This is a genomic window from Streptomyces candidus, from assembly GCF_014207445.1.
Lineage (GTDB): Bacteria > Actinomycetota > Actinomycetes > Streptomycetales > Streptomycetaceae > Streptomyces > Streptomyces candidus.
Genome location: NZ_JACHEM010000005.1, coordinates 282,709 through 303,597 on the forward strand (window position 1 = coordinate 282,709; position 20,889 = coordinate 303,597).

A 20,889-nucleotide genomic window follows, 5' to 3' on the forward strand; every position below is an offset into this window, starting at 1 on the left:
TCCGGCGTGCGGTCAGGGGGGTGTGGCCGGTGCGCGTCACACCGGTTCCGTGACGGTTCGGCGATGTACGTGCCGGCACCTCTCGCGAGCGGTTCGCGCTGCCGACGAGAAGCGCTTGCGGACGTCGCGCGCCCATGCCGTGTCGGAGACGGGCGTGTCGGCGGTGAGCAGGGTCTCGAAGGTTCCGCGCGGCCTCGGCAGCCCTCGGACCAGCGCCAGCAGCAGTGCGTCGTCCGGATCCATGCCGGTGTACGCCGGATGTCGGGTGGCGCGGGCCCGGGCGTCGTCCAGCGCGGCGGAAACGACGAGGGCCGGAGGCGGGGGGACGAGGGCGAGCGCCGACAGTGCGGCTGCCAGACCCGTCCGGAGGTCCTGGACCGTACCGGCGGGACAGGCCGCGGCCACGTGATGCGTGGCGGTCACCCGCAGGGCGCCCACGGCGACGTGTTCCTCCACCCCGTCGGCGGAGTGCACGGGCCGGAAGTGCACGGGGTGCACGGGGACGCCGGCGCGGACGGCAGCGGTGAGCACTGCTTCGCACTCGTCATGGCCGGTCCGTCCCAGGCCTGCGGGGAGCACGAGGTCGCCGCCGTGCGCGAGGTGGGTCAGCGCCCGCCGTTCCAGGGGGGCCGTGTGGGACGTGCAAGGACAACGGCGGAGATCGGTGCGGGTGCCCGGGCCGTCGAAGAGCAGACGCAGCAGCCCGCGAGTGGTGCGGGAAGGAGCGGGGAGGAGCGTCTGCTGTCCGCGCAGGGCGGAGTTGGCCGCCGCCAGGACCAACGCCGCGGGTTCGTGGTCCGGTCCGCAGGCGTAGATACGGCCGGGCGCCGGGGGCCCGTGCGGAGGCCGCGGTACCCGGGCCGCCTCGTCCGAGAGGCAGATGCCGCCGAGGAAGCCGTGGATCAGGGCCGAGAGGAGGTCCAGGGCCGGCCAGTCCGGGCCGTTCTGCGCCGCCCACCAGGTGGTCGGTCGCGCCAGGTCGAGGCTGGGGGGCGCCGCGTCTCGCACGCGTACCTCTGCGCCGTGCCGCCGTACGGAGAGGTGGTGGGTGGTCAGGGGCAGGTTCGGAGCCTGGGCCTGGGCGCGGGCGGCGCTGTGCACCAGCCGGGGATGGATTCCGCTGCGGCGTGCGACATGTTCGCGTACGGCGATGGCGAAGGGCAGTTCCCCGTCGTCGGTGTCGTCCGCCAGGCCGAAGGCGTGCGTCAGCGTACGGGGAAACCAGTTGAGGGCCCGCAGGTCGTCCTCGGCCAGCACGGTGTGGGTGCCGCGCACCTCGCTGATGCCCTCGCCGGGCAGGTTGGCGTCCCCGCGCAGGAAGGACAGCCGGTCCTCGGGGGCGTGCGGGGCCAGCCTTCCCAGGCCCATCATCCGTAGCTCCAGTCGCATGGTGACCAGCGGCTTCCGGCCTTGGCAGAGCCAGAAGTCGAGCAGCGGACGCAGCGGGTCGTCGTCGACGAGCCCGGCGTACCGGGCCTCGGTGCGCAGGGGGCCGTGCGACGGGACGGGCGCGTGACGGCGCAGGTGGTGGAAGTGTCGGGGGTAGCCGACGTGACCGGGCGGGATCCGGGGGTCCCACAGTTCCAGCTTCTGGAAGGGGACGACGTGGAGCGCACCGTCCAGGAGGCCGGGATGCAGGGTTCGCGCAGGCACCTCGCACCGGCGGGTGTCGAGCACACCGCTGCTTCCCGTGTCGCCCCACCGCAGTCCGACCAGGGAGCGGAACGCGGGACCGTGGAAGAGGTGCCCTTCCGTGTAGGGGGAGCCGAGCACCGGTCGGCTGCCGGACAGGTGGGGCGGCGCTGCGGGAGGGGAAGGCGGTTCGTGCCGGATCCCGGCCCGGGCGACCCGCTCGTACCGGGAGAGCGCGGGGCGCCCCGCGTCACGCCACACCAGTAGTTCCGCTGTCGTGCCGTCCTGGCGGGCCCGCACCTCCGTCATCAGGTGGACCGGACCGTCGAGCACCACCCAGCGTTCGAGCGCCAGGGATTCAACGGAGTGACAGGTGCGACCGGTGTGCCTCTCGGCCGCCGAGGCCAGCATGTCGGCGATCACAGTGGCGGGCAGGGCGGGGTCGGCACAGGTGGGACGGTGGTCGCCCAGCCAGGTGTCGACGGCCGGGTCGAGTGTCCGGGCGCTGAAGTGGCGGGGCAGCGCCTGGGGGTCGGTGTCCGTCACGCGCAGGGCGATGTTGTCCACACGGTAGGCCCACACGCCGTCCACGCCGAGCCAGCCGTTGGCGACGGCGTACCGTCCCCCGGCGGTCTCACCGGTTTCGGTGATGTCCAGCCGGAAGACGACGCGACGCGACGCGGGAGTCACCTGCCCGCGGTACTTCCAGGTCAGCGGTTTGCCCATGTCCGCCGCCTCGAAGCGCGGGGCGCGCATCCCGGCACCGAAATCCTTGTCGATCAGCAGGACGCGGAGCAGCTGGTACAGGCCTTCCACTCCGAGTGAGCCCGGTTGCACAGGGTCCTGGAAGAAGTGCGCCCTGAAGTACCAGTCGTCGGCCCTGACGTCCTTCTCACCACGGATACTGCCCAGCCCGGCTGCGCCGCCCGCCGTGTCGCGGTGGGTGACTCGCTGGGGCATGACCAGGCGGCTGTGCCCGATCGTCAGGGGGCCTCCGCAGTACTGCTCGGGGCGGGTGGTGAGGTCAACGGGGGCCGGCACGGAACGTGCTTCCGCGGGCTGTGACTCCGCGCCGTCCAGGGCGGGGGGAGCGGGCAGACCACCCGCCGACTCGAAGGCGCCGGGCGGGAAGAAACCGAAACTGGTGGTGCAGTTGAGCACCGGCACCCCGTCGGCGAGGCACTCGACGGTGAAGAAGGTGAGCACCATCTCATCGGCCACGGTGCGGCCGGTGAGCTCGACCCGTGTGCGCAGTGTCCGTGTGCCTTCGGGCACGGCTTCGAGAAGGGTGGTGGCGCCGTCCAGGTTGCGGAAGTACAGACCGTGACCGTTGTCGGGGGCACAGCCCGTGAACTGGGCCAGCCAGCCGCAGGGTTGCAGAGCGGCCTCCATGAGGATCGCGGTGGGGAGTGCCGCGCCGCTCTCCTTTCCGTACCAGGCGTCGGCGCGCACATCGAATTCGGCCTCCGCCCAACTGCCCTCGACCGGTCGCGCGGCCTGCGCCCCCAGCGCGACGACGCGGTCCATGCACAGATAGGGCGGCCCGGGGAGGCGGGGGATCCTGCGTCCGTCGTCCTCTCCGACGAAGGCCGGCCCCAGGTACTGACGTGGCGATCCCCAGACCAGTCCCAGCATGTACTCGCGGTCCAGGGGCGTGCCGTCCAGTACGTACGCCGCCCCTTCCGGCTCCACCCGGGCGAGCTCGTTCGGGTCGACCGGCATGGCAGGACACTGCGCGGAAGGCAGGGCGCGCGCCTGGCCGCGCCAGTGGTCGAGAGGCGTGTCGGAAACCAGCCGCAGTGCCAGGCCGGCCGCGTGGAAGGACGCCTTTCCGTCGACGCTGCACAGCAGGTCCGCGCGCAGTACTGGTTCCGGCCCCTCGTCGAAGTCGGTGACGAACAGCTCGTAGACCAGGAGCGAGTTGGCGGGCACCGCCTGGCCCCGGCATCGCATCCGCGCGGTCTCTTCCTGGACGGGCTCGAAGCGCCAGCCGTCCCGCGACATCGTCAGGCCGAGGGCCGCCAGATGGAAGGCCATGGCCTGGTAGCCGCCCTCCAGCATCAGGGTGCCCGGCATGCACGGGTCTTCGTGGAAGTGCCCGTCGAAGAACCAGTCGGCCTCTGTCAGGTCCAGTTCCGCGCGCAGGTAGCCGGCCCCGGTGGGCCCGCCGCGCGGGGCGAAGTCCGTTACCTCGCCGAGCAGTTGCAGACCGCCTCCGCTGATGCGCGGAGTCCGCAGGTGGGTACGCGTGATGTCCCATTCGGAGCCGAAGCAGTCGGCGGGGCTGCCCTGGGCGAAGGCCCGCACCTGCTTCGCCGTGAAGCTCCGTGCCGCGTCCCCGGTCGGCGGCAGCGGACCTGTCCGTGCGGCGCGGGGCAGCTCCGACGGCTGCCACAGCACCCCCGTCGACTGCTCCAGTTCCGCGTCGGTGAAGTAGCCCGCCTGCCCGTTGCGCACGCTGATGCGCAATTCGCCGTCCACCCAGCAGTCGTAGTGGAAGAAGAAGAGGCGAACGCCCGCGTGCTCCGCGTGCCCGGTGATCTCGATGCGGTACGTGAGGGTTTCGCCGGGCCGGGGCAGCGGCCCGTGGAAGCTGAGGTCGCAGCCGAGCAGACGGTAGACGCGGCCGTCGTCCGGGCCCAGGTCGGCGCCGAGCCAGCTGATCAGCAGAAGGTCCGCCTGACCCGCTTCGACCATCAGTGCCGGAGACATCCGCCCGGCGGGGTCCAGGTACCACGAGTCGTGGGTGACATCCGTCTGCGTCCAGATCACCCCTGTGCCCATGGACGCGGGCTCCGCCTCGATGGAGGTGACGCGGTCGACCAGCAGCATGGGTGGCGCGGGCAGCCTGGTCTGCCGACGCCGCCCGTCCTGAGCACGGAAACGCGGCCCGAACAGGTGGGACACCGGCTTCTCGGAGAGGTATTCGAGCTGGGCACGGTCGAACAGGACGGTCGGCGGGCGGTCTGGTGCGGCCGAGGTGGCGTCCGGTGCAGCGGAGTGCGTTGCCTGCGGTACCGGGGCCGCGGGAGCGACGGTCGGCACGGTCCCGGCCGCGGCAGCAGGTCCGGCCGTGGCCGAGGCGGGACGGAGGACGGCCTCCCGGGGGCGGGGGGCGGATGAGGCGTGGGCGTGGCTCTGTTCCGGGCCGGGGTCCTCCCTCCGTTCCCGTACCTGGGAACGCGTCTCTCGCGACGACTCCCGTTCCCGCACCTGGGAACGCGTCGTCCGTGACGAGACGAGGATGGTCCTGGCCGCCGCGGCGAGATGCGTGGGCGGCGGGGAGAGCTGTTGTGTCAGAGCTTCGTGGTCGACCTCGACGCCGGCCGCGACCAACTGCGCAGCGACATCGAAGACCTGTGGGACGGCGTTCTCGGGGGAGGAGTCCATCGCCACCGCCAGGTGCTCCTTGCCGCGCAGCGTCTCGCCGATCCAGTTCGTACAGACCTGCTTGGGGCCGTGCTCCACGAAGACACGCGCTCCGCGCGCGTAGGCGCCGAGCACGGAGCCGGCGAACTCCACGGTGCCGGTGGCCTGTGCGGTCAGCGCGTCGGCGAGGGAGTCCGCGGTCGGGATCTGGGGAGTGTCCGTGGCGCATGCGTAGAAGGAGACGCCGGGCAACGGGCTGAGCGGCCGGTGGTGGAAGGTCCGCCACTCGGCGGCGACCTCCTTCACCTCGGGGGCGTGCGCGACGATGTCGTACTCCAGCCGGAAGGCGTACGGGGGCCGCAGCCGTTCGAGCACCCGGTCGCAGCCCGCCTCCTCACCACCGATGGTGCAGCTCTGCGGGCTGTTGACCGCGGTGAGATGAACGGCCTTCTCGCCTGCCAGCGCCTCTTCGACCTGCTCGCGGGGGGCGCCCACCACGTGGGTGGCCCAGCGCTCACCGGCGATCCCTTTCCTTCCCCACTGGGTGCGTACCGCGCTGCAAGGACCGGTGAGGGCACCCGCGAACAGGGGGTCCGCGACGGAATCGGCGATCAGCGGGCCCAGTTGCTGCCAGTACCCGAGCGAGATCAGCGCGCTGGTGGCCCCTGAGGAGTAGCCGATGACACTCTGCGGGCGAAGACCCAGGGTGTCCCGGGTGAGGGAGGTGTGGACCACGCTCAGGGTGGTCGCTGCCCAGATCCGTTGCATGGCGGACAGTTCCGCCGTGTCGACCCGGTCGAACGGCCACTGCACCAAAGACCCCAGCGGCCGGCCGCAGCGCTGCGCGAGCAGATGCAGGGAGTGGGGCATGGCCAGCATCAGCGAGCGGCCCATCTCGGGGTACGAAGCCGCGCCTCCGGTGTAGACGAACGCGACCGAGCCCTCCAACGGCCTTTCCCGGTAGTGCACTCCCACCGGGCGCACGCCGCCCTCGCGCAGCCAGCGGGACGCCGCCCCCACGCGCTCGCGCAGTTGGTCCTCCCCGTGGGCCTGGACGACGAGACGCGCGGGGCCGTCCCCGCCCTCGTGGTAGGCGGAGGCGTTGTCCGCGAGCGAGGCCGGCCCGGACCCGCGGTAGACGTGCAGACGAGGAGGTTGCTCGACGAGACAGGCGCGCGGCGGGGACGGCGTGGCCCGCAACCGCAGCCGCTGGGCCTCGGCCGCTTCAGCGGGCCGCACCACGACCTCCGCCGCCCGTTCCCCCAGCCACGGGCAGGCCGGAGCGCCGGGCCGCGGCAGGGTGGCGCGATCGAGGCAGACCACTGCGATCGCGACCGACACCAGGCCGTGCGCGCAGTCCGCGTGACCGACGAGCTCGGACACGTTCAGGCCGGTGCGCCCGGAACCCTGCTGTGCGGCGACATCACCCACTGTCAACGGGGACGGGGAGGCTGCCGAAGGAGTGTCGGAGAGCAGGGCGAGTACGTGGTCCCCGTCCCGCGCGGCGTGGTCGGCGCGCTTCAGGACGAGTACGACGGCCGCGTCGACGGGGCGCGCCGGTCGGCCCTGTGCTGCGAGGACATCGCGGTGGACCGGCTCGTCGGGGATTGCCACAGCCCCGACGACCGCCGCGTCGCTCTCGCCCGTACGGATGGAACGCGCGGCCAGACGCAGTGCCGTCAGACCCGATGCCTCCCGGTCGGACATCGCGAAACCGCACCCGGTGAGGTCCAGTGAGACGTTGATCTGATTCGCGAGCGTAGCCGCGGAATGCCGCAGCACGGCATTGGCGGTCAGCGGGTCCGGCGTCGGGGCGTCTGCCTTTGCGGCGTCGGTGGCGGTGTCGGCGGTCGCGCTGCTGTCAACGACGGAGTCGTCTCCGTAGAGCGTGTTCCAGCGTTGCCGAAAACTCGCGGTTTCCGGTGCAGCCTCCGCACCCACGAGGACGAATGTGCGCTCGCGGGGCAGTCGCAGACCGGCTGTCGCCTCCTGACAGGCGCCCATCAGCAGTGCCTGATGGGGGAGGGCCCCGGTGTAGTCGGCCGGCGGGAAGTGGAGTTCCTGGGGGGAGAGTTCGACCTGTTCGGCGAGGGTGGTGCGCTGTTGGTCGCCGGTGGCGAGTCGGCGTACCAGGTCCTCGACGGACCGGCCGCCCGCCAGACGGGCGCCCAGGCCCACCACCGCGATCCCGAACTCCTGCGGGCGGCCACCGGTCGTCGGCTTCTCATGGGTCACGTGCGAGCGTGTGGGGGAGGGGTTCGGGGTGCGGCCGGTGGGGTGTTCAGGGTCGGTGTGCATGGCATCGCCCGGCTCTGTGGGCATGGAGGGTCCTGTCTGCTGGGGCAAGCGCGGGTGGTCGGTCGCGTCGGGGACCGTGCGGTGCGCCGTACTCGGAGGGCGGGTCCGCGCTGGGATTCCGGTGGGAGTCGCGGGCGGGTGGGCGGGCGGGCCTTCGAGGACGAGGTGTGCGTTGTTGCCGCCGAATCCGAAGGCGCTCAGCCCCGCGAACCGCGGCCCTTTCCATGGTTCGGGCGAGGTCGGCAAGCGAAAGGGACTGTTGCGCAGAGCCCGGGACGGTGTCCGCACCCCGCACACCGGCGGGATGACGCCCTCCTCCAGCGCAGCGGCCAGTTTGAGCAGTCCGACCAGGCCCGCAGCTGTCAGAGTGTGGCCGAAGTTGGCTTTCGCCGCCCCGATGGGGAGGCCGGTGGCGCCGGCGAACACGCGGGCCGTGCTGTGGATTTCCGTGCTGTCCCCCAGCGGGGTGCCCGTGGCGTGGAACTCCAGGAGCCCGACGTCCTCGGGAACCAGCTCCGCGCGCTGATAGGCCTGGCGCATGACGAAGGCCTGGACATCTTCGTTGGGTGCGACGAAACTGCCACGACGGCCGTTGTTCGCCCACCCGATACCCCGGACGATGCCGAGTACGGGAAGGTTGCCGGCGAGGGCGTCCGCCAATCGCACCAGAGTGACGAAGGCGGCCCCTTCGGCGGGAACCAGACCGTCCGCCGCCTGGTCGAGCGGGCGGCTCTGTCCCTGCACGCTGAGCGCGGAGAGCGCGGTGAAGCCCATGTGGATGAAAAGGCTGTCCGCGCCGCTCGCGCCACCCGCGACCATGACGTCCGCCTCGTCGTCCTGCAACCGGTCGCAGGCGATCTTGAGGGCATACAGCGAGGAGGCACACGCGGCATCGAGCGTGAGGGCTCCCGCGCCGAGCCCGAACAACCGTGCCGTCTGCACGGCCGGCTGGCCGAAACAGAAGGCATTGCGAGGATCGACGACGGGCACGCCGTGGGTGCGCACGAAGGTCTGTCCTGTTCGCTGCCGGTCCATGACCAACTGGGCGAATTCGAGGGTCGGATAGGAGAGGTTTCCCATGACAAGCCCGCTTCGGGGGCTGTCCCTCGCTCCTGGGACGGCGCGCAGCGCCTCACCGACGGCATGCGCGGTCCACCGGAACAGCGGAGAGAAACGGGACGCCTCGTCGTTGCTCCACCCGAGTTCGCCGGGGCGGAAGACCTCCTCGAAGTCCCGGACGTAACCGCCCGCGTGGTTGCAGACGCGGTCCTGGGACGGCCGGACCGGGGAGAGCAGCACATCGGGGTCCAGGCCCCAGTGTCCTGGCGGGAGTGGGGAGATCTCGGAAGCGCCGGAGACCACCGTCCTCCACAGTGCGCCGGGATCCAGCGCGCCGGGCAGGACACAGCCGCGACCTACGATGGCGATCGGTGAAAAGCGCATGAAAAGCCTCGTTCGTCGAGCGGAGTCGGGGAAGCCGGTGAAGCTGTAGCGGGACGTCGTCAGAGCCGTACTGACGGGGAACCCGTGGCGCCCTTTTCGCCGTGTCGCAGGGCGGCAGGAGTGCGTGACCTGCCGCGCGCACTTTCAGCCCCGGCCCGCGCTCACCGCGGCCGGACGATGAGCTGGATTCCGCTCAGGGCCGCCCGCAGTCCGCCGTCGGCGTCGACCAGGACGGCGTCGCAGATGGCGCGTATCCGATCGGCCCGGCGGGCGGTCACGCGACAGGTGACCGGGCCGGGCGCCGGGCCCGGACGGTGCATCTCGTAGCGGTCCACAGCCATGGGCAGGTTGGGTTGGCCCGTGACCTCCTCGCCCCACACCACGGCCAGCTGCACTGCGCCGTCCACCAGCGCGGGATCGGTCCGCCACGGCGCTGCGGCGTCCCAGCCCATCTCCCGCAGCCCGTGCACAATGCCCTCTGCTCCGGTCGGGTCGCAGTGCACGACCTCTTGCAGTACCTGGTGCATGGGCCCGTGGAAGCGGCTCGTGCCGTCGTACCGGAAGCGCCGGTTCGTGGGCGTGGGTCCCACCGGGGGCGGGGGCGCCTCCCGCGGAGCCGCCCGTGGCACAGAGGCGCGGACCGAACCCACCGCGCTGAACTGGGGGTGACTGTCGGGCCGTCCGAGCCGCAGCGCGATCGTCCCGTCCGGGCCAGGCGAGCGCTGGACACTGAGCCACTCGGCGCCGGGGTAGTGGTCGAGCGCGAGTTTGCTCTGCACCTTGATGTCGCTGAGAACGAAGGGGCCGCCGGCATCTCCGGGCGGAACCACCGCGCGTGCCATCCACTCGACGGCGGTGGCCACCGAAACGATGACCCGGCCCATGATGGAGTGATCCGCCAACTCGGGCTGCAGAGTGCCATGAGTCAGCAGGGTGGCGGTCAACTCCCCCTGGTCCGGCCCGGAATCGTGTGCGGGCGCCTTCTCGCCCCAGCACCGCACCTGCTGTTCGTCGGGGACCAGCACCACGTGCGCGGGACCCGACCCGGCGGCCAGTTCGGCCGCGAACGCACGCGCCCCCTCCTGCACGGGGATCAGCGCCACTCCCTGCTCGGTGAAGTGCTCCTGCAGCCGAGGCCCCACCATGCCGCCGCGCCAGGCCCCCCAGGCCATGGACACCACATGGGCGTCGGGGTGTTCCCTGGCGAGGTGGGGGGCCAGATGGTCCATGACCGCGTTGGCCATCGCGTAGTCGCTCTGCCCGGTGTTGCCCACCACGGCGCTGACCGACGAGAAGAGGCATACGGTCCTGAGCGGATCGTTGGCGGTGGCGTCGAGGAGGTTGCGCAGTCCGGCCACTTTGGTGGTGAAGACCTGATCGAACTGTTCGGGAGTCTTCTCCGCCACCGTCTTGTCCGCGATCACTCCGGCGGCGTGGACGAGACCTGTCACCGGCCCCCATTCGCCCCTGGCCTCGCGCAGACACACCCGTACCGCGTCCAAGTCGCGCACGTCCACCGTCCGGTACCGCACGGTCGCGCCGGCGCGTTCCAGCCGCTGCAGCGTGGCGCGGATCTCCCGCGAGGCGAGCAGGCGCGCGGCCGCGGCCCGAACCTGCGGCAGCGGCCTGGACGTCCCCGCGGCCTTGTCGTACTCCAGCAGGGCCCTGATGAGCGAAGGCTCGTCATCCAGTGCGGCGAGTCGGGAGTTCTCGGACACCAGACCGGTACGGCCCAGGAGCAGCAACCGGGGCGAACGCCCCGCCGCCAGTGCGGCGAGGCAGTCCGCGGTGATGCCCCGTGCCCCGCCCGTCACCACCAGGAAGGAACGGGAGTCGACGGACGTTGCGGAGTCCACCGGGACGGGCGGAGCCGGAACGAATTCCCTCGTGTACCTCTCGCCGTCGGCGGCGAGTGCCACCTCCGTCTCGGTGCCGCCGAGGAGGAGTTCCTGACAGAGCGCCTGGCCCACTTCGGTGAGCGGGCGCCCGGCACACTGCAGGTCGACCGCCTTTACCGTGATGTCCGGCCATTCCCGGTCGGCGGTCCTGGCGAGGGCCGCCGCACCGTTCAACCAGGCGCCCTCGCCCTGACGGCCCGAGAGTCCGAAGTCACCGCCGCCGTCGTGGACCAGCACCACGGAGTCGACCGCCGCCGGACTGCGGGTGAGCAGCCCCAGTTGCCGCAGCAGCTCACCGTGCAGCTCGGGAGAGGCCTCGGCGGGCTGCCGCGGACCACGCAGAGCATGGAGCAGAATCAGACAGCCGGTGTCCCGGGGCACCTCGTCGAACGGCAGGCCGGCGCACATCGTCTCGGCCCGCACACCGCGGGCGACGAGGGCGGCGACGACCTCCGCGGCGATCCCGCGTCCGTCGTCGGTGACGAGCACCCGACGCGACAGACCCGGCAGAGCGAAACCGGGCGACTGCCGGGGACGGGCCGCGAGAACCAGTCGCGTCAACGCGTGCGGGGCGGCGCGCCCCCCGTCGTCGGTCACGAATCCTGCCCGTTCGCAGCCCCGGCGAGCTCACCGAGCCGCTGGGCGACGTCGGCGATGGTACGCAGCCGGGCCATCTCGGCCCCGTTGGCGTCGTCCAGCCCGGGAACCTGGTCACGGACGACCGCGAGGATCTGTACACGCTTGATGGAGTCGATGCCCAGTTCCTCCTCCAGGGACATGTCCGGACTGAGTGCTTCTTCGGGGTAGCCCGTGACATCGGCGATCACCGACAGGAGCAGCGGAGTGAAATCCGTGCCACCGCTCGCTCGTCCGGACGGGGTGGATGCTTCGGACACTGCGGGGGACTCGGGGACGGCGCGCGCCACGGGATTGGTGAAGGCGGACCCGGGAGGCGGTGTCATGGATTGTTCGCCGGATCCGGCGGAGGCGGTCGCGGGCTCGGGCAGCGGCTGCCCCACCGACGGGGAATCCGCAGCTGAAGCGGTACGGGTGGCATCCGGAGTGTCCGCCGGGGAACCGCGGCCCGGGGAAACCGGGGCAGAGGCCGTGCTCCTGGCAGAGGCCTCCGCCAGGAGGGTGTGCAACCGGTCCAGGGCGGTCAGAGAAGTCCGGTGGTGTTCCTGGAGCTGCGTGAGGGGGCCGATCAGGCTGCGCAGTACGGCAGACAAGTCCTCGTGGCCCTCGGGAGCGGCACCCGGGGCGTCGTTGCCGTGGGCGAAGGAGGAGGCGCTGCGGTGCGAAAGGGAGGTCATGAGTGCTCCGTGAGGTGTGGTGCGTGGGGCGTGGGCTGATGGGCTCGGTACCGGTGTGCGTCAGGGCGGCATGGCTGTTCCCCTTCTGTCGGGCCTGTCGGGCCTGTCGGGCCTGTCGGGCCTTGTCGGGTCGGCGCGAGGACGGGCGGGCGAGGATCAGACCACGGACGTGCGCGAGTCCCCGGCCGCAGCCGCGTGCCGGCGTGCGGGATGTGCCGTCCGGTGGGCGTCGGCGGCGTCGGGCGGGTAGGGCCGCCCGTAATTGCTGCCGCGGATGGGTACGGTCATGGCGTGCCTGCCGGGCTTCTTGGGCGGCGCGTCGGTGGCCGCGAACGGAGCCCACAGCGGCGCGAAGTCGAGAGGCCGGGCGCGGTGCACGGTGAGGCGCGCCAGGGTGTCCTGGAGACCGGCGAAAGCATCGGTTCCCCGGTGGTCGACCGCGACGGCGAGGTGCGAACGGTCGCCGAGGTTGCGGGAAACGAGACGGGTGAGCGTGCTGCCCGCCCCGAGTTCGACGAAGTCGTGCACCCCGCTGCGCCGCATGGCGTCCACCTGCTCCGCGAAGCGCACCGGCGATACCATCTGCGTCCCGAGGAGACGTCGTACGGCGGCCGGTTCCTGCGGATAGGGTTCCGCGGTCACGTTGGACCACACGTCGATGCGGGGCGTACGCAGGGCGGTGACGTCGAGGAACGCGTCGAAGGGCGCGGCGGCCGCGGCGACGGCGGGACTGTGGAACGCGGCACCGGTGGAGAGTTTGGTGGAGGGAACTCCGCACCTGCTGAGAGCGTCCGCCGCGTCCTGGATCGCCGCGTGTTCCCCGGCCAGTACCGTCTGCTCGGGAGCGTTGCGGCCCGCAAGCCAGAGCCCCTCGGGAAGCTGGGGGCCGAGGAGGTCCCGCAGCCGGCCGGCCGAGCATTCGACGGCGAGCATCCCGCCCGGTTGTGCTGCCCCGGCGCCGGCCATGAGTTCGCCGCGTCGCGCGGCCAGCCGGAACAGGGTGGGCGCGTCGTAGACACCGGCGACATGGAGGGCGACGAGTTCACCGAAACTGTGTCCCCCGGCGCAGTCGGGGCGCAGGCCCATGGACGTCAGTACGGACAACTGGGCGAGGCACTGCACGGCGAGCGCGGGCTGGGCGTGTTCGGTTCGCGCCAGCGCCTGGGCCTGCCCACGCCGGGCGGCCCTGTTGAGGGCGGGCGGCGGGAACACCAGCCGGTGCGGGGTGCACCCGAGTTCGCCACCCCAGTCCGCTGCGCGGTCCCAGACCTCGAGTGCCTGTGGACTGTGCAGGGCGAGCGCCGCGCCCATGCCGACGTACTGGCTCCCCTGGCCCGAGAAGAGGAAGGCGAGTTTGCCGGGTACGCCGACCGGGCCCGCGTAGTGCGCCCGGCCGGGGTGCGAGACGCTGCGAGAGGGCTCGTCGCGGAGGTGGTCGGCCAGCGAGCGCAGACGTTCGGTGGCCTGGGCGCGGTCCCCCGCCAGGACGGCCAAGCGGTAGGGCCGGCCGGCGTCGAACGAGAGCTGGGTGGACCGCGCGTCCTCGTCGAGGGGCGCGGTGGAACCGGAGAGCCGCAGGGCTGCGCCGGCCAGTTCCGCGGGTGAGTCGGCGCCGAGCAGCAGCAGCTCGCTCGTCACGTTGCGCAGCAGGGGTGTCCGCCCCGGCCGGTACTCCTCCGCCGTGACGTGGAAGTTGCTGCCGCCGAATCCGAAGCTGGACACCGATGCCCGCCGGGGGTGGCGGCCGTCCCGTACCCAGGGGCGCAGTTCCGTGTTGACATACAGCGGGCTGGTGCGGTCCGCGAGGAGGGGGTTCGGCGCGGACACCTTGATGCTGGGCGGGATCGCCCGCTGGTGCAGTGCGAGCACCGCCTTGAGGAGACCCACCGCGCCGGCCGCGGACTTGGTGTGGCCGAGCTGAGACTTGACGGACCCGACGGCGCACCACGGCCCGTCGGTGGTGTCGCCGGGCCGGTCCTTGTCGAACACGTCGGACAGCGCGGTGAGTTCGGCGGTGTCGCCGGCCTTTGTGCCCGTGCCGTGCGCCTCGACGAGTTCCACGGTGGAGGGACCGTATCCGGCTTGCTGGTAGGCACGTTCCAGGGCGATTCGCTGCCCGCGGGGGACCGGCGCGTAGATGGCGCCGCCTCCTCCGTCGGACGAGGAGCCGATTCCCTTGAGGACGGCGTAGACGGGGTTGCCGTCGCGTTCCGCGTCGGCCAGCCTCCGCAGGGCGAACATGGCGAGCCCTTCGCCGAGCATCGTGCCGTCGGCTTCGTCGGAGAAGGGCCGGCAGTCCCCCGAGGGGGACAGTGCCGGGGTCTTGCTGAAGCACATGTACATGGCGATGCCGTTGAACGTGTCCACCCCGCCGGTGAGTACCGTGTCGCACCTGCCCAGTTGGAGTTCGCTCACCGCCATGGACAGGGCGGCGAGCGATCCGGCGCACGCCGCGTCCACGGTGCAGTTGGGGCCGTTGAGATCGAACCGGTTGGCGATGCGTCCCGCGACGACGTTGCTCAGCAGGCCGGGAAAGGTCGCTTCCTGCCACGGGGTGTAATGGTCGGCGATGGCGTCGCAGAGCCGGTCGGCCTGCTCGTCGTCGATTCCGCGCTCACGCATCGCTTTGCGCCAGACGGGCCGTTGCAGCCGGTAGCCCATCTCGGTGAGCTGTTCCAGGCCAGAAGCCCCCAGGATGACCCCGGTGCGCGTCTTGTCGAGCGAGGACAGGTCGTTTCCGAAGGCGTCGGACAGTGCCAGTTCGGCGGTCATCAACGCCAGGAGCTGTGTGGTGTCGGTCGCCGGGATCATCTTCGGCGGGATTCCGTACGCCAAGGGGTTGAAGTCCACGGGGTCCAAGAAGGCTCCCCGGGTGGCATAGGTGCGGTCGGGGGCGCTGGGATCCGAGTCGTAGTAGTCGTCGACGAGCCAATGGGACGCGGGAACCTCCTGCATGAGGTCGCGGCCCGAGGAGACGGTGCGCCAGAAGCCGGTCGCCGACTGTGAGCCGGGGACCAGTGCGCTGACGCCTACGACGGCGATGTCCAAGGGGGAGGCGGGTGAGGGGGGAACCTGCGCGGGGGCAGCGGGGACTGACGGGGCGGCCATAGGGGCTCCGTAGGGGGTGAAGGGCCCTGAGGGGCCGGATTGTCACGTGCCGGTGGGGGCGACGCCTGGTACGGGATGGGGCGCGCCTCGGGTGTGGGACGGCGTCCGGCGCACCCGCGGGCGGAGCCGGCACGGTGCTCCGGAGCGGCGCGGGGAGGCGCGGGAGTGCCGGCGGCGCTGGGCGGACGACTGGCCGCTCTGGCTGGGCGTCGGGGGTTCTCACGCGCCGGGACGAAGTGAGAGGGCGCTCCCGATGCCGCTGGCTGGGCGCCCGGAAGGCGCCGGCGGGCATCAGGGCCGGGAGGACGGGGCGCCGGCTGTGGGCTTCGCGGCGCTTGTCTGCCCGTCCGGTGGTCGGGTCCTTCGGGTCGGTCGGCCGGTCTCTCGCCCGGTCAGATATCGGTGCGACGTCTGTCGCTCCGGTGTCGCTTCGGTTATGCCGCCTGGCGCAGGGGCCGCGGCCGGAACGTCCATCCGCGGGACGGCAACTGAACACCGTGACAACGCAGTTGCTGGGCGCGGGCGAGGCAGGCGGCCCCTTCCAGCAGATTGAGTCCCACCTGGACCACGGAACGTTGCTGGGGGTCTTCGAGGAAACTCCCCGCGACCCAGTGATTGAACGCGCCCAGGGCGGGACCGCACCACAGTTGGTAGTCCACTGCCCGGCCCTGCTCGCCGCGGATGGCCCAGTGACTCGACTGGCCCAGGTACCAGCGGAACAGCAAGGCCATGCGGTGTTTGGGGTCGGAGGCGGCCCGCTCGATCTCGCCCCGGTCGCGGAAGGACCAGAATTTCTCGGTCTCTGCCCAGATCTTCGCGAGGGGAGCCCGGAAGACGTCGCGTTCGAGCCGGTCACGTGTCTTCTCGTCGAGCTGGTCCAGGCTGTCGTACCGCTCGTAGAGCCGGTGGAGCAGTCGCGCCCGCTGGGCGAACATCGTCCCCTTGCCGAGGACTTGTACCTTGACCCCCAGCTCGAACATGTCCGCGGCCGGTGCCATGACCATGTCGGGGAGGTCCGCGGCGGCCAGCAGCGTGCGGGCCTGGTCGGAGATGCCGGACTCGCACGTCGTTTGATTGACGGAGCCGGTGACCGCATAGGCCGCGCCGGCGGCGAAGGCAGCAGCAAGGGCCTGCGGCGTGCCGAGTCCACCGGCCGCTCCCACGCGCACGGTGTACCCGTGGACGCGGGCGACGCTGTCGCGAAGCGCCAGCAGCCTGGGCAGCAGCGCGGTGAGGGGCCGGTTGTCGGTATGTCCCCCGCTGTCGGCTTCCGCGGTGATGTCCTCGGCCACCGGGATCCGTGCGGCGAGACGCGCCTCCTCCTTGTTCAGCAGCCCCTCGCCCACCAGCTGTTCCAGCAGGGCGGCCGGCGCGGGCGTCATGAAGGCCTTGGCGGTCTCAGGACGCGAGACCTTGGCCAGGACGCGTACGGGCCGGTGTACCGAACCGTCGGGGCGCTCACTGATTCCGGAGAGTGCCAGGCGCAGCACTGACGGGGTGAGCTCCATGAAGGCGGACACCGACACGCTTGGCACGCGCTCCTTCAACAGCAGTTCCACGACGGCACGTTCCACGGCGGGTTCGGTCGGGCTGTGGATGAGATTGACCGCCCACCCGGGACCTGGCCCGAGCTCCCGCCGGATGCGCCCCAGCGCTTCCTCCACCTGCTGCGCGGTCAGTCCCGCGGCACCGAACACGCCGAGAAATCCGCCCCGCGCCGCCGCGACGACCATGTCCGTCGTGGCGATGCCGTTCGCCATCTCACCGACCACGTAGGGGAATCGGACTCCGTGCCGGTCGGCGAACCCGGGGTCGCCCAGCCACTCGGGAAAAATTCCGGGCAGAATTCCTTCCACGCTCCATTCGCTGGTGTCGAGGGCTTCCAGCGAGTCGCTGTCGGGAAGAAAAGCCTGACGCCTTCCGTCCTTTCGGTGGCCCAGTACCCACACATCCGAACGCGGGGACTCGACTGCGCGAACCGCCAGCTCTGCGGCCTCGGAAGCCTTCTTTGTGTCCTGCAGTGAGAGAGACGCAGTCGGAGAGGCGTCGACCGGCACTTCCATTTCTTCTCCTTTCTCTCGGCTCTTCAGTTCTTCCTGGAAATCAGTGGTGTCAGTCGAGTACTTAGGTACTTGTGCCTGCATCGAAAGTCCTGGAATGTCGTGTGCTACGAGCACTCGTTGGGGGTTTGTCCACCCCGGTGGGTCCAGTAGTAGGCGGCTTCCGTTCTGCTCTGCACCCCGATCTTGCGGAATACGGTGGACATGTAATTCTTGACCGTTTGCTCGGACAACGTCAGTGCGCGTGCGATCTGCCGGTTGGAGAACCCGCGGCTGGTGAGCTGGAGCACGCGGATCTCCTGCGGACTGAGCGCGGACTCCGGGGTTTCGGAGGCGACCGGTGAGGGGTCTCGCCGGTTGTCCGGCGCGGTGGCCGGCGCGGGCACCCGCTCGGCGAGCTGAGCCCCGTGGGGCAGCAAGTGGGCCAGATTGGAATGCAGTTGCTGCACGGTCTCGCTGAGCCTGCCGACGGCGGTCAAGAGATCGCGCAGGTTGTGCCGGTGCAGATCGGCATGTTGCGTGCGCTTCTCCGGGGAGTGAGCTCCACGTGTCTCCACAGATGGTATTCCTTTCATACTGGAACAGACTCGGCGTGTGTTCGCGGTAGGGGCGCGGAAAGGGGCACGGAGGTGCTGGATCGGCTACTGACCACCGAGGGACAGGATTTCGTCCAAACCCGCCCGAAAGGAACTGTGTAACAGTTCGGCGTCCTTTACTGCTGTCGGGTCGAGATTCATGCCGATGGCGCACGTTCCGTCGTATGAGCACATCGCTACGGAGAGTGCACAGTTCACCACCGGCGCGAACCCGAAAAGTTTGATGAGGCCCTTTCCGGCAATACTTCTGCGTTCTTCGGGGCCTGGTACGTAGGTGCAGTGGACGTCGCTCTCGGTGACGAGGTCTGTCAACACGCGTACCGCCTTCGCCGGGGCGGCCGCCAGCACGGGGGAGAGGGGACCGAGCCGGTCGGGGTCGATGGAGGGCAGGGCGCGGGCCGCACGAACCGATCTGTATGTCTTTTCCAGGCGCCGCCGCACGTCCTCCTCGCCGGTTGCTCCCGCGAGGCGTACGCCCGTGAAACGGTTGCGCGGCTCGCCCGGCCGCGCGGGCAGTGCGACGGCGACCGCCATCGGAACGCGGTCCCAACCGAGGCCGACCGCGCGGTGATAGTGGTGCAGCCCACCCACCACTGCCGTCAGGAACGCGTCGTGAGTCGTCCCGCCGACAGTGCGTCCCGCCCGGCGCAGCTGCTCCTTGGGAGCGGTGAGCGTCAGGAGCCTGCGGTCCTGAGAGCGGCCGACGAGAGCGGGGGAGTGTTCGGCCGGCAGGCAGAGCGCGGACTGGGATGCCTGCAGTCCGGCTCCCGCCGTCGCCACGTGTCGCAAGCCACTTTCCAGGAGTCGACGTCCCGCGCCGACCGCGCCCGCGCCGAGGCCGTGCCATGAGAGGCGGCCGTCCGGAGGGGGACTGTCCGCCGCTTCCTGCTCCTGGGTGATCAGACTCAGCCGGTTCGGGCTGGGCCGCGGCGCCAACTCGTCGCACAGCGAAGAAAACAGTTCCAGCGCGCGAAGGCCGTCCACCATGGCGTGGTGCAGACGTATGATCAGCGCGGCGTTTTCCCCCGGCCCCCTTTCCACCAACAGCACATCCCAGAGCGGTCGGTCCTTGTCGAAGGGGGCGGTCGCCGCTGCTTGCGCCAACTCGAGCAGTTCCGTCTGGCCCGCCGCACCCGGCAGAGCCGCGCGACGAATGTGGTGGGAGAGGGTGACTTCGTCCAGCGCCTCCCACCGGGGGCCGCCGATGAACAGACGCGGACCCGTCACCCGTGAGCTCAGCAGTGCGTTGTGGCGGATGGCGCGCTGCATCGCGGCGGTCAGGGCGGTCAGCTCCGGGGTGCCGTCCAGTTCGGCGACGCCGATGACCGGTAGCCGAAGTCCTGAGTTCTCGACCTGCCACAGGAGCGCTTCGGACGTGCTGAGTGCACGCGATCCTTCGCCGGCGGCTGTGCCCATCGGATTCCTCCTTCGATTCGGTGTGGGAGGGGGTGTGTTCAGCTCAGGGGCACCGTGAGTGCGGCCTGGTGCTCTTCCGAAGAGTGGAGGACCACCCTGCTCAGGGGGCGTGTGGCTCCCCGGCATGTGGGGTCCCAGGTGCCGACGATCAGACCCAACCGGTGGCCCGTGGGCACGTCGCACACGGCGGTGCGCAGGGTGACGGAGAACGGAGCGGGTCCCTTGCCGCCGGTGGCCAGCGTCACCGCACCCTGGCTGCACAAACGGCCGACACCTGAAGGCCCCACCGCGTAGAGGTGCGCGGTCACCGTCACCCGTCGGGCGTGGCAGCTGACCGAACCCTCCAGGACGGGGGAGCCCCGCAGCTTCCTGGGCCGGTCGAACACGGCTGTGGTCCACGACGCTGCCGCCGGACCGGGGACGAGGGGAAAATAAACAGACGGGGGGTATCCGGTGACCCGCTCGACCAGCCGGGACAGGGCGGGAAAGCGGTCGGTCGCTCCGGACGGAAGAGCCCCCCGCAACCGGGCCTGCCAGGCGGACCCCTCGGCGCCCATGCGGCCAGGGCCGAGACGACGCGGAGGCCCCAGTCCATAGACCTGGGTGCGCGCGGGAACCACCGGGTGGGACGTTGTTCGGCTCGGCAACGGGCGTTGCTTCGCGGGACTCCCCAGCACCTCGACTCCCTCCGTGGGAACCCCACGGGGCAGCCCGCGCAGTTCCTGGTCCAGCCAGTCGCCCGCGCGACGCCAGATTTCGCGTCCCGATTCACTGGTCAGCTGGGCCCAGGGCAGTACGGGATGCTCGTCGGGGTGCAGCAGAAGCCGCGACCGGCAGGGCAACTGCTGGTGAAAAGCATGTGCTTGCTCGGCACGGAGGACCGTGTCGTTCCAGCCCGCAGCGAGCAGGACGGACAGTCCCGGCCGGTCGAAGCGCTCGATGTGCTGAGCGGCAGAACGCTGAGCCGCCCAGTCACGGAGTTGGGCGCGCCCCAAACCGCTGTAGAGCAAGAGGGACTTCAGGGCGACGTCGGGGGAGAAGTGTCCCCCGAGCGCACCCGCCACCAGGAGGGCCGTGCTCAGTCGTGGAGTGTCCCCCGCCAGGAGGGCAGAACCGAGATCGGCCCACCCGTCGACCGCGACCACGGTGGCGATGCGCGGCTCGAACGCCGCCGCGAGCAGACTGATGCCGGCGCCGTAGGAGAGTCCCACGGCGGCCACTCGCTCGGTGTCGGCGCACGGGTAGTGCTGTTCCACCCAGTCGATCAGTGTGCTCAAATCCTGCACGTCCGAATGCGATGCGGCTTCGACGCGGCCACCGGACCCGCGGAAACCACGGGGTGAGTAGGCGGCCACTATGTAACCCGATTCGGCAAGCCAGTCCAGAAACCATCCGAAGCTGCTTGCGGAAGCGGCCCAACTCGCGGGCAGAATGACGAGTGGCCGACCGACTTCCTCTGTATTCCCCGCGCCCCGGACCTCGACGTCGAGCGAAACCCCGTCCTCGGTGAGCACCCAGTGCTTCTGGCCACCCCTCCCCGTGAAGGGCGACAGGGAGAAATTCTTGCCTTCGGCGGGCGAAAAAAAATGCGAGGAAAATTTTCGATGCAGCCGCATGGTGTCCCATCGAGGAGAAAGCGGAGTCGCTGATGCAATTCAGCGTAGGAGCTGTTCCTTGCAGGTGGCAACGAGTACCTTCTTACGGGTACGAAGGAAGCTGTTTGGGCGCCGAGGGACCGACCGCCCTCACGGTTCAC

General features: G+C 70.8%; 8 protein-coding genes. All 8 read right to left on the reverse strand.

All coding sequences use genetic code 11. The features are described 5' to 3' along the window. Window positions 1–36: 36 nt before the first annotated feature. Entirely contained in the window at window positions 37–8,742 is an 8,706-nt protein-coding gene (locus HNQ79_RS12240) for a beta-ketoacyl synthase N-terminal-like domain-containing protein (protein ID WP_185029922.1), read from the reverse strand. A gap of 161 nt (window positions 8,743–8,903) precedes the next feature. Continuing rightward, window positions 8,904–11,237 carry an SDR family oxidoreductase gene (locus tag HNQ79_RS12245; protein ID WP_185029924.1) on the reverse strand — a complete coding sequence of 778 codons (2,334 nt, stop codon included), beginning with the start codon at window positions 11,235–11,237 and terminating at the stop codon, window positions 8,904–8,906. Further along, window positions 11,234–11,953, reverse strand: a complete 720-nt coding sequence (locus HNQ79_RS12250; protein WP_185029926.1) for a phosphopantetheine-binding protein — start codon at window positions 11,951–11,953, stop codon at window positions 11,234–11,236. The genes HNQ79_RS12245 and HNQ79_RS12250 overlap by 4 nt, the downstream gene beginning before the upstream one ends. A gap of 156 nt (window positions 11,954–12,109) precedes the next feature. After that, window positions 12,110–15,061, reverse strand: coding sequence for a type I polyketide synthase (locus tag HNQ79_RS12255; protein WP_185029927.1), 2,952 nt, complete (start codon window positions 15,059–15,061; stop codon window positions 12,110–12,112). Window positions 15,062–15,495: 434 nt separating this feature from the next. Beyond that, complete coding sequence (locus tag HNQ79_RS12260) at window positions 15,496–16,917, reverse strand: PfaD family polyunsaturated fatty acid/polyketide biosynthesis protein (RefSeq protein ID WP_229923399.1); 1,422 nt, start codon at window positions 16,915–16,917, stop codon at window positions 15,496–15,498. A 311-nt stretch (window positions 16,918–17,228) separates the two neighbouring features. After that, entirely contained in the window at window positions 17,229–17,678 is a 450-nt protein-coding gene (locus HNQ79_RS12265; RefSeq protein WP_221507630.1) for a helix-turn-helix transcriptional regulator, read from the reverse strand. An 84-nt stretch (window positions 17,679–17,762) separates the two neighbouring features. After that, window positions 17,763–19,133 carry a wax ester/triacylglycerol synthase domain-containing protein gene (locus HNQ79_RS12270; RefSeq protein WP_185029932.1) on the reverse strand — a complete coding sequence of 457 codons (1,371 nt, stop codon included), beginning with the start codon at window positions 19,131–19,133 and terminating at the stop codon, window positions 17,763–17,765. A gap of 38 nt (window positions 19,134–19,171) precedes the next feature. Then, entirely contained in the window at window positions 19,172–20,749 is a 1,578-nt protein-coding gene (locus tag HNQ79_RS12275) for a S15 peptidase family protein (protein ID WP_185029934.1), read from the reverse strand. Window positions 20,750–20,889: the final 140 nt, after the last annotated feature.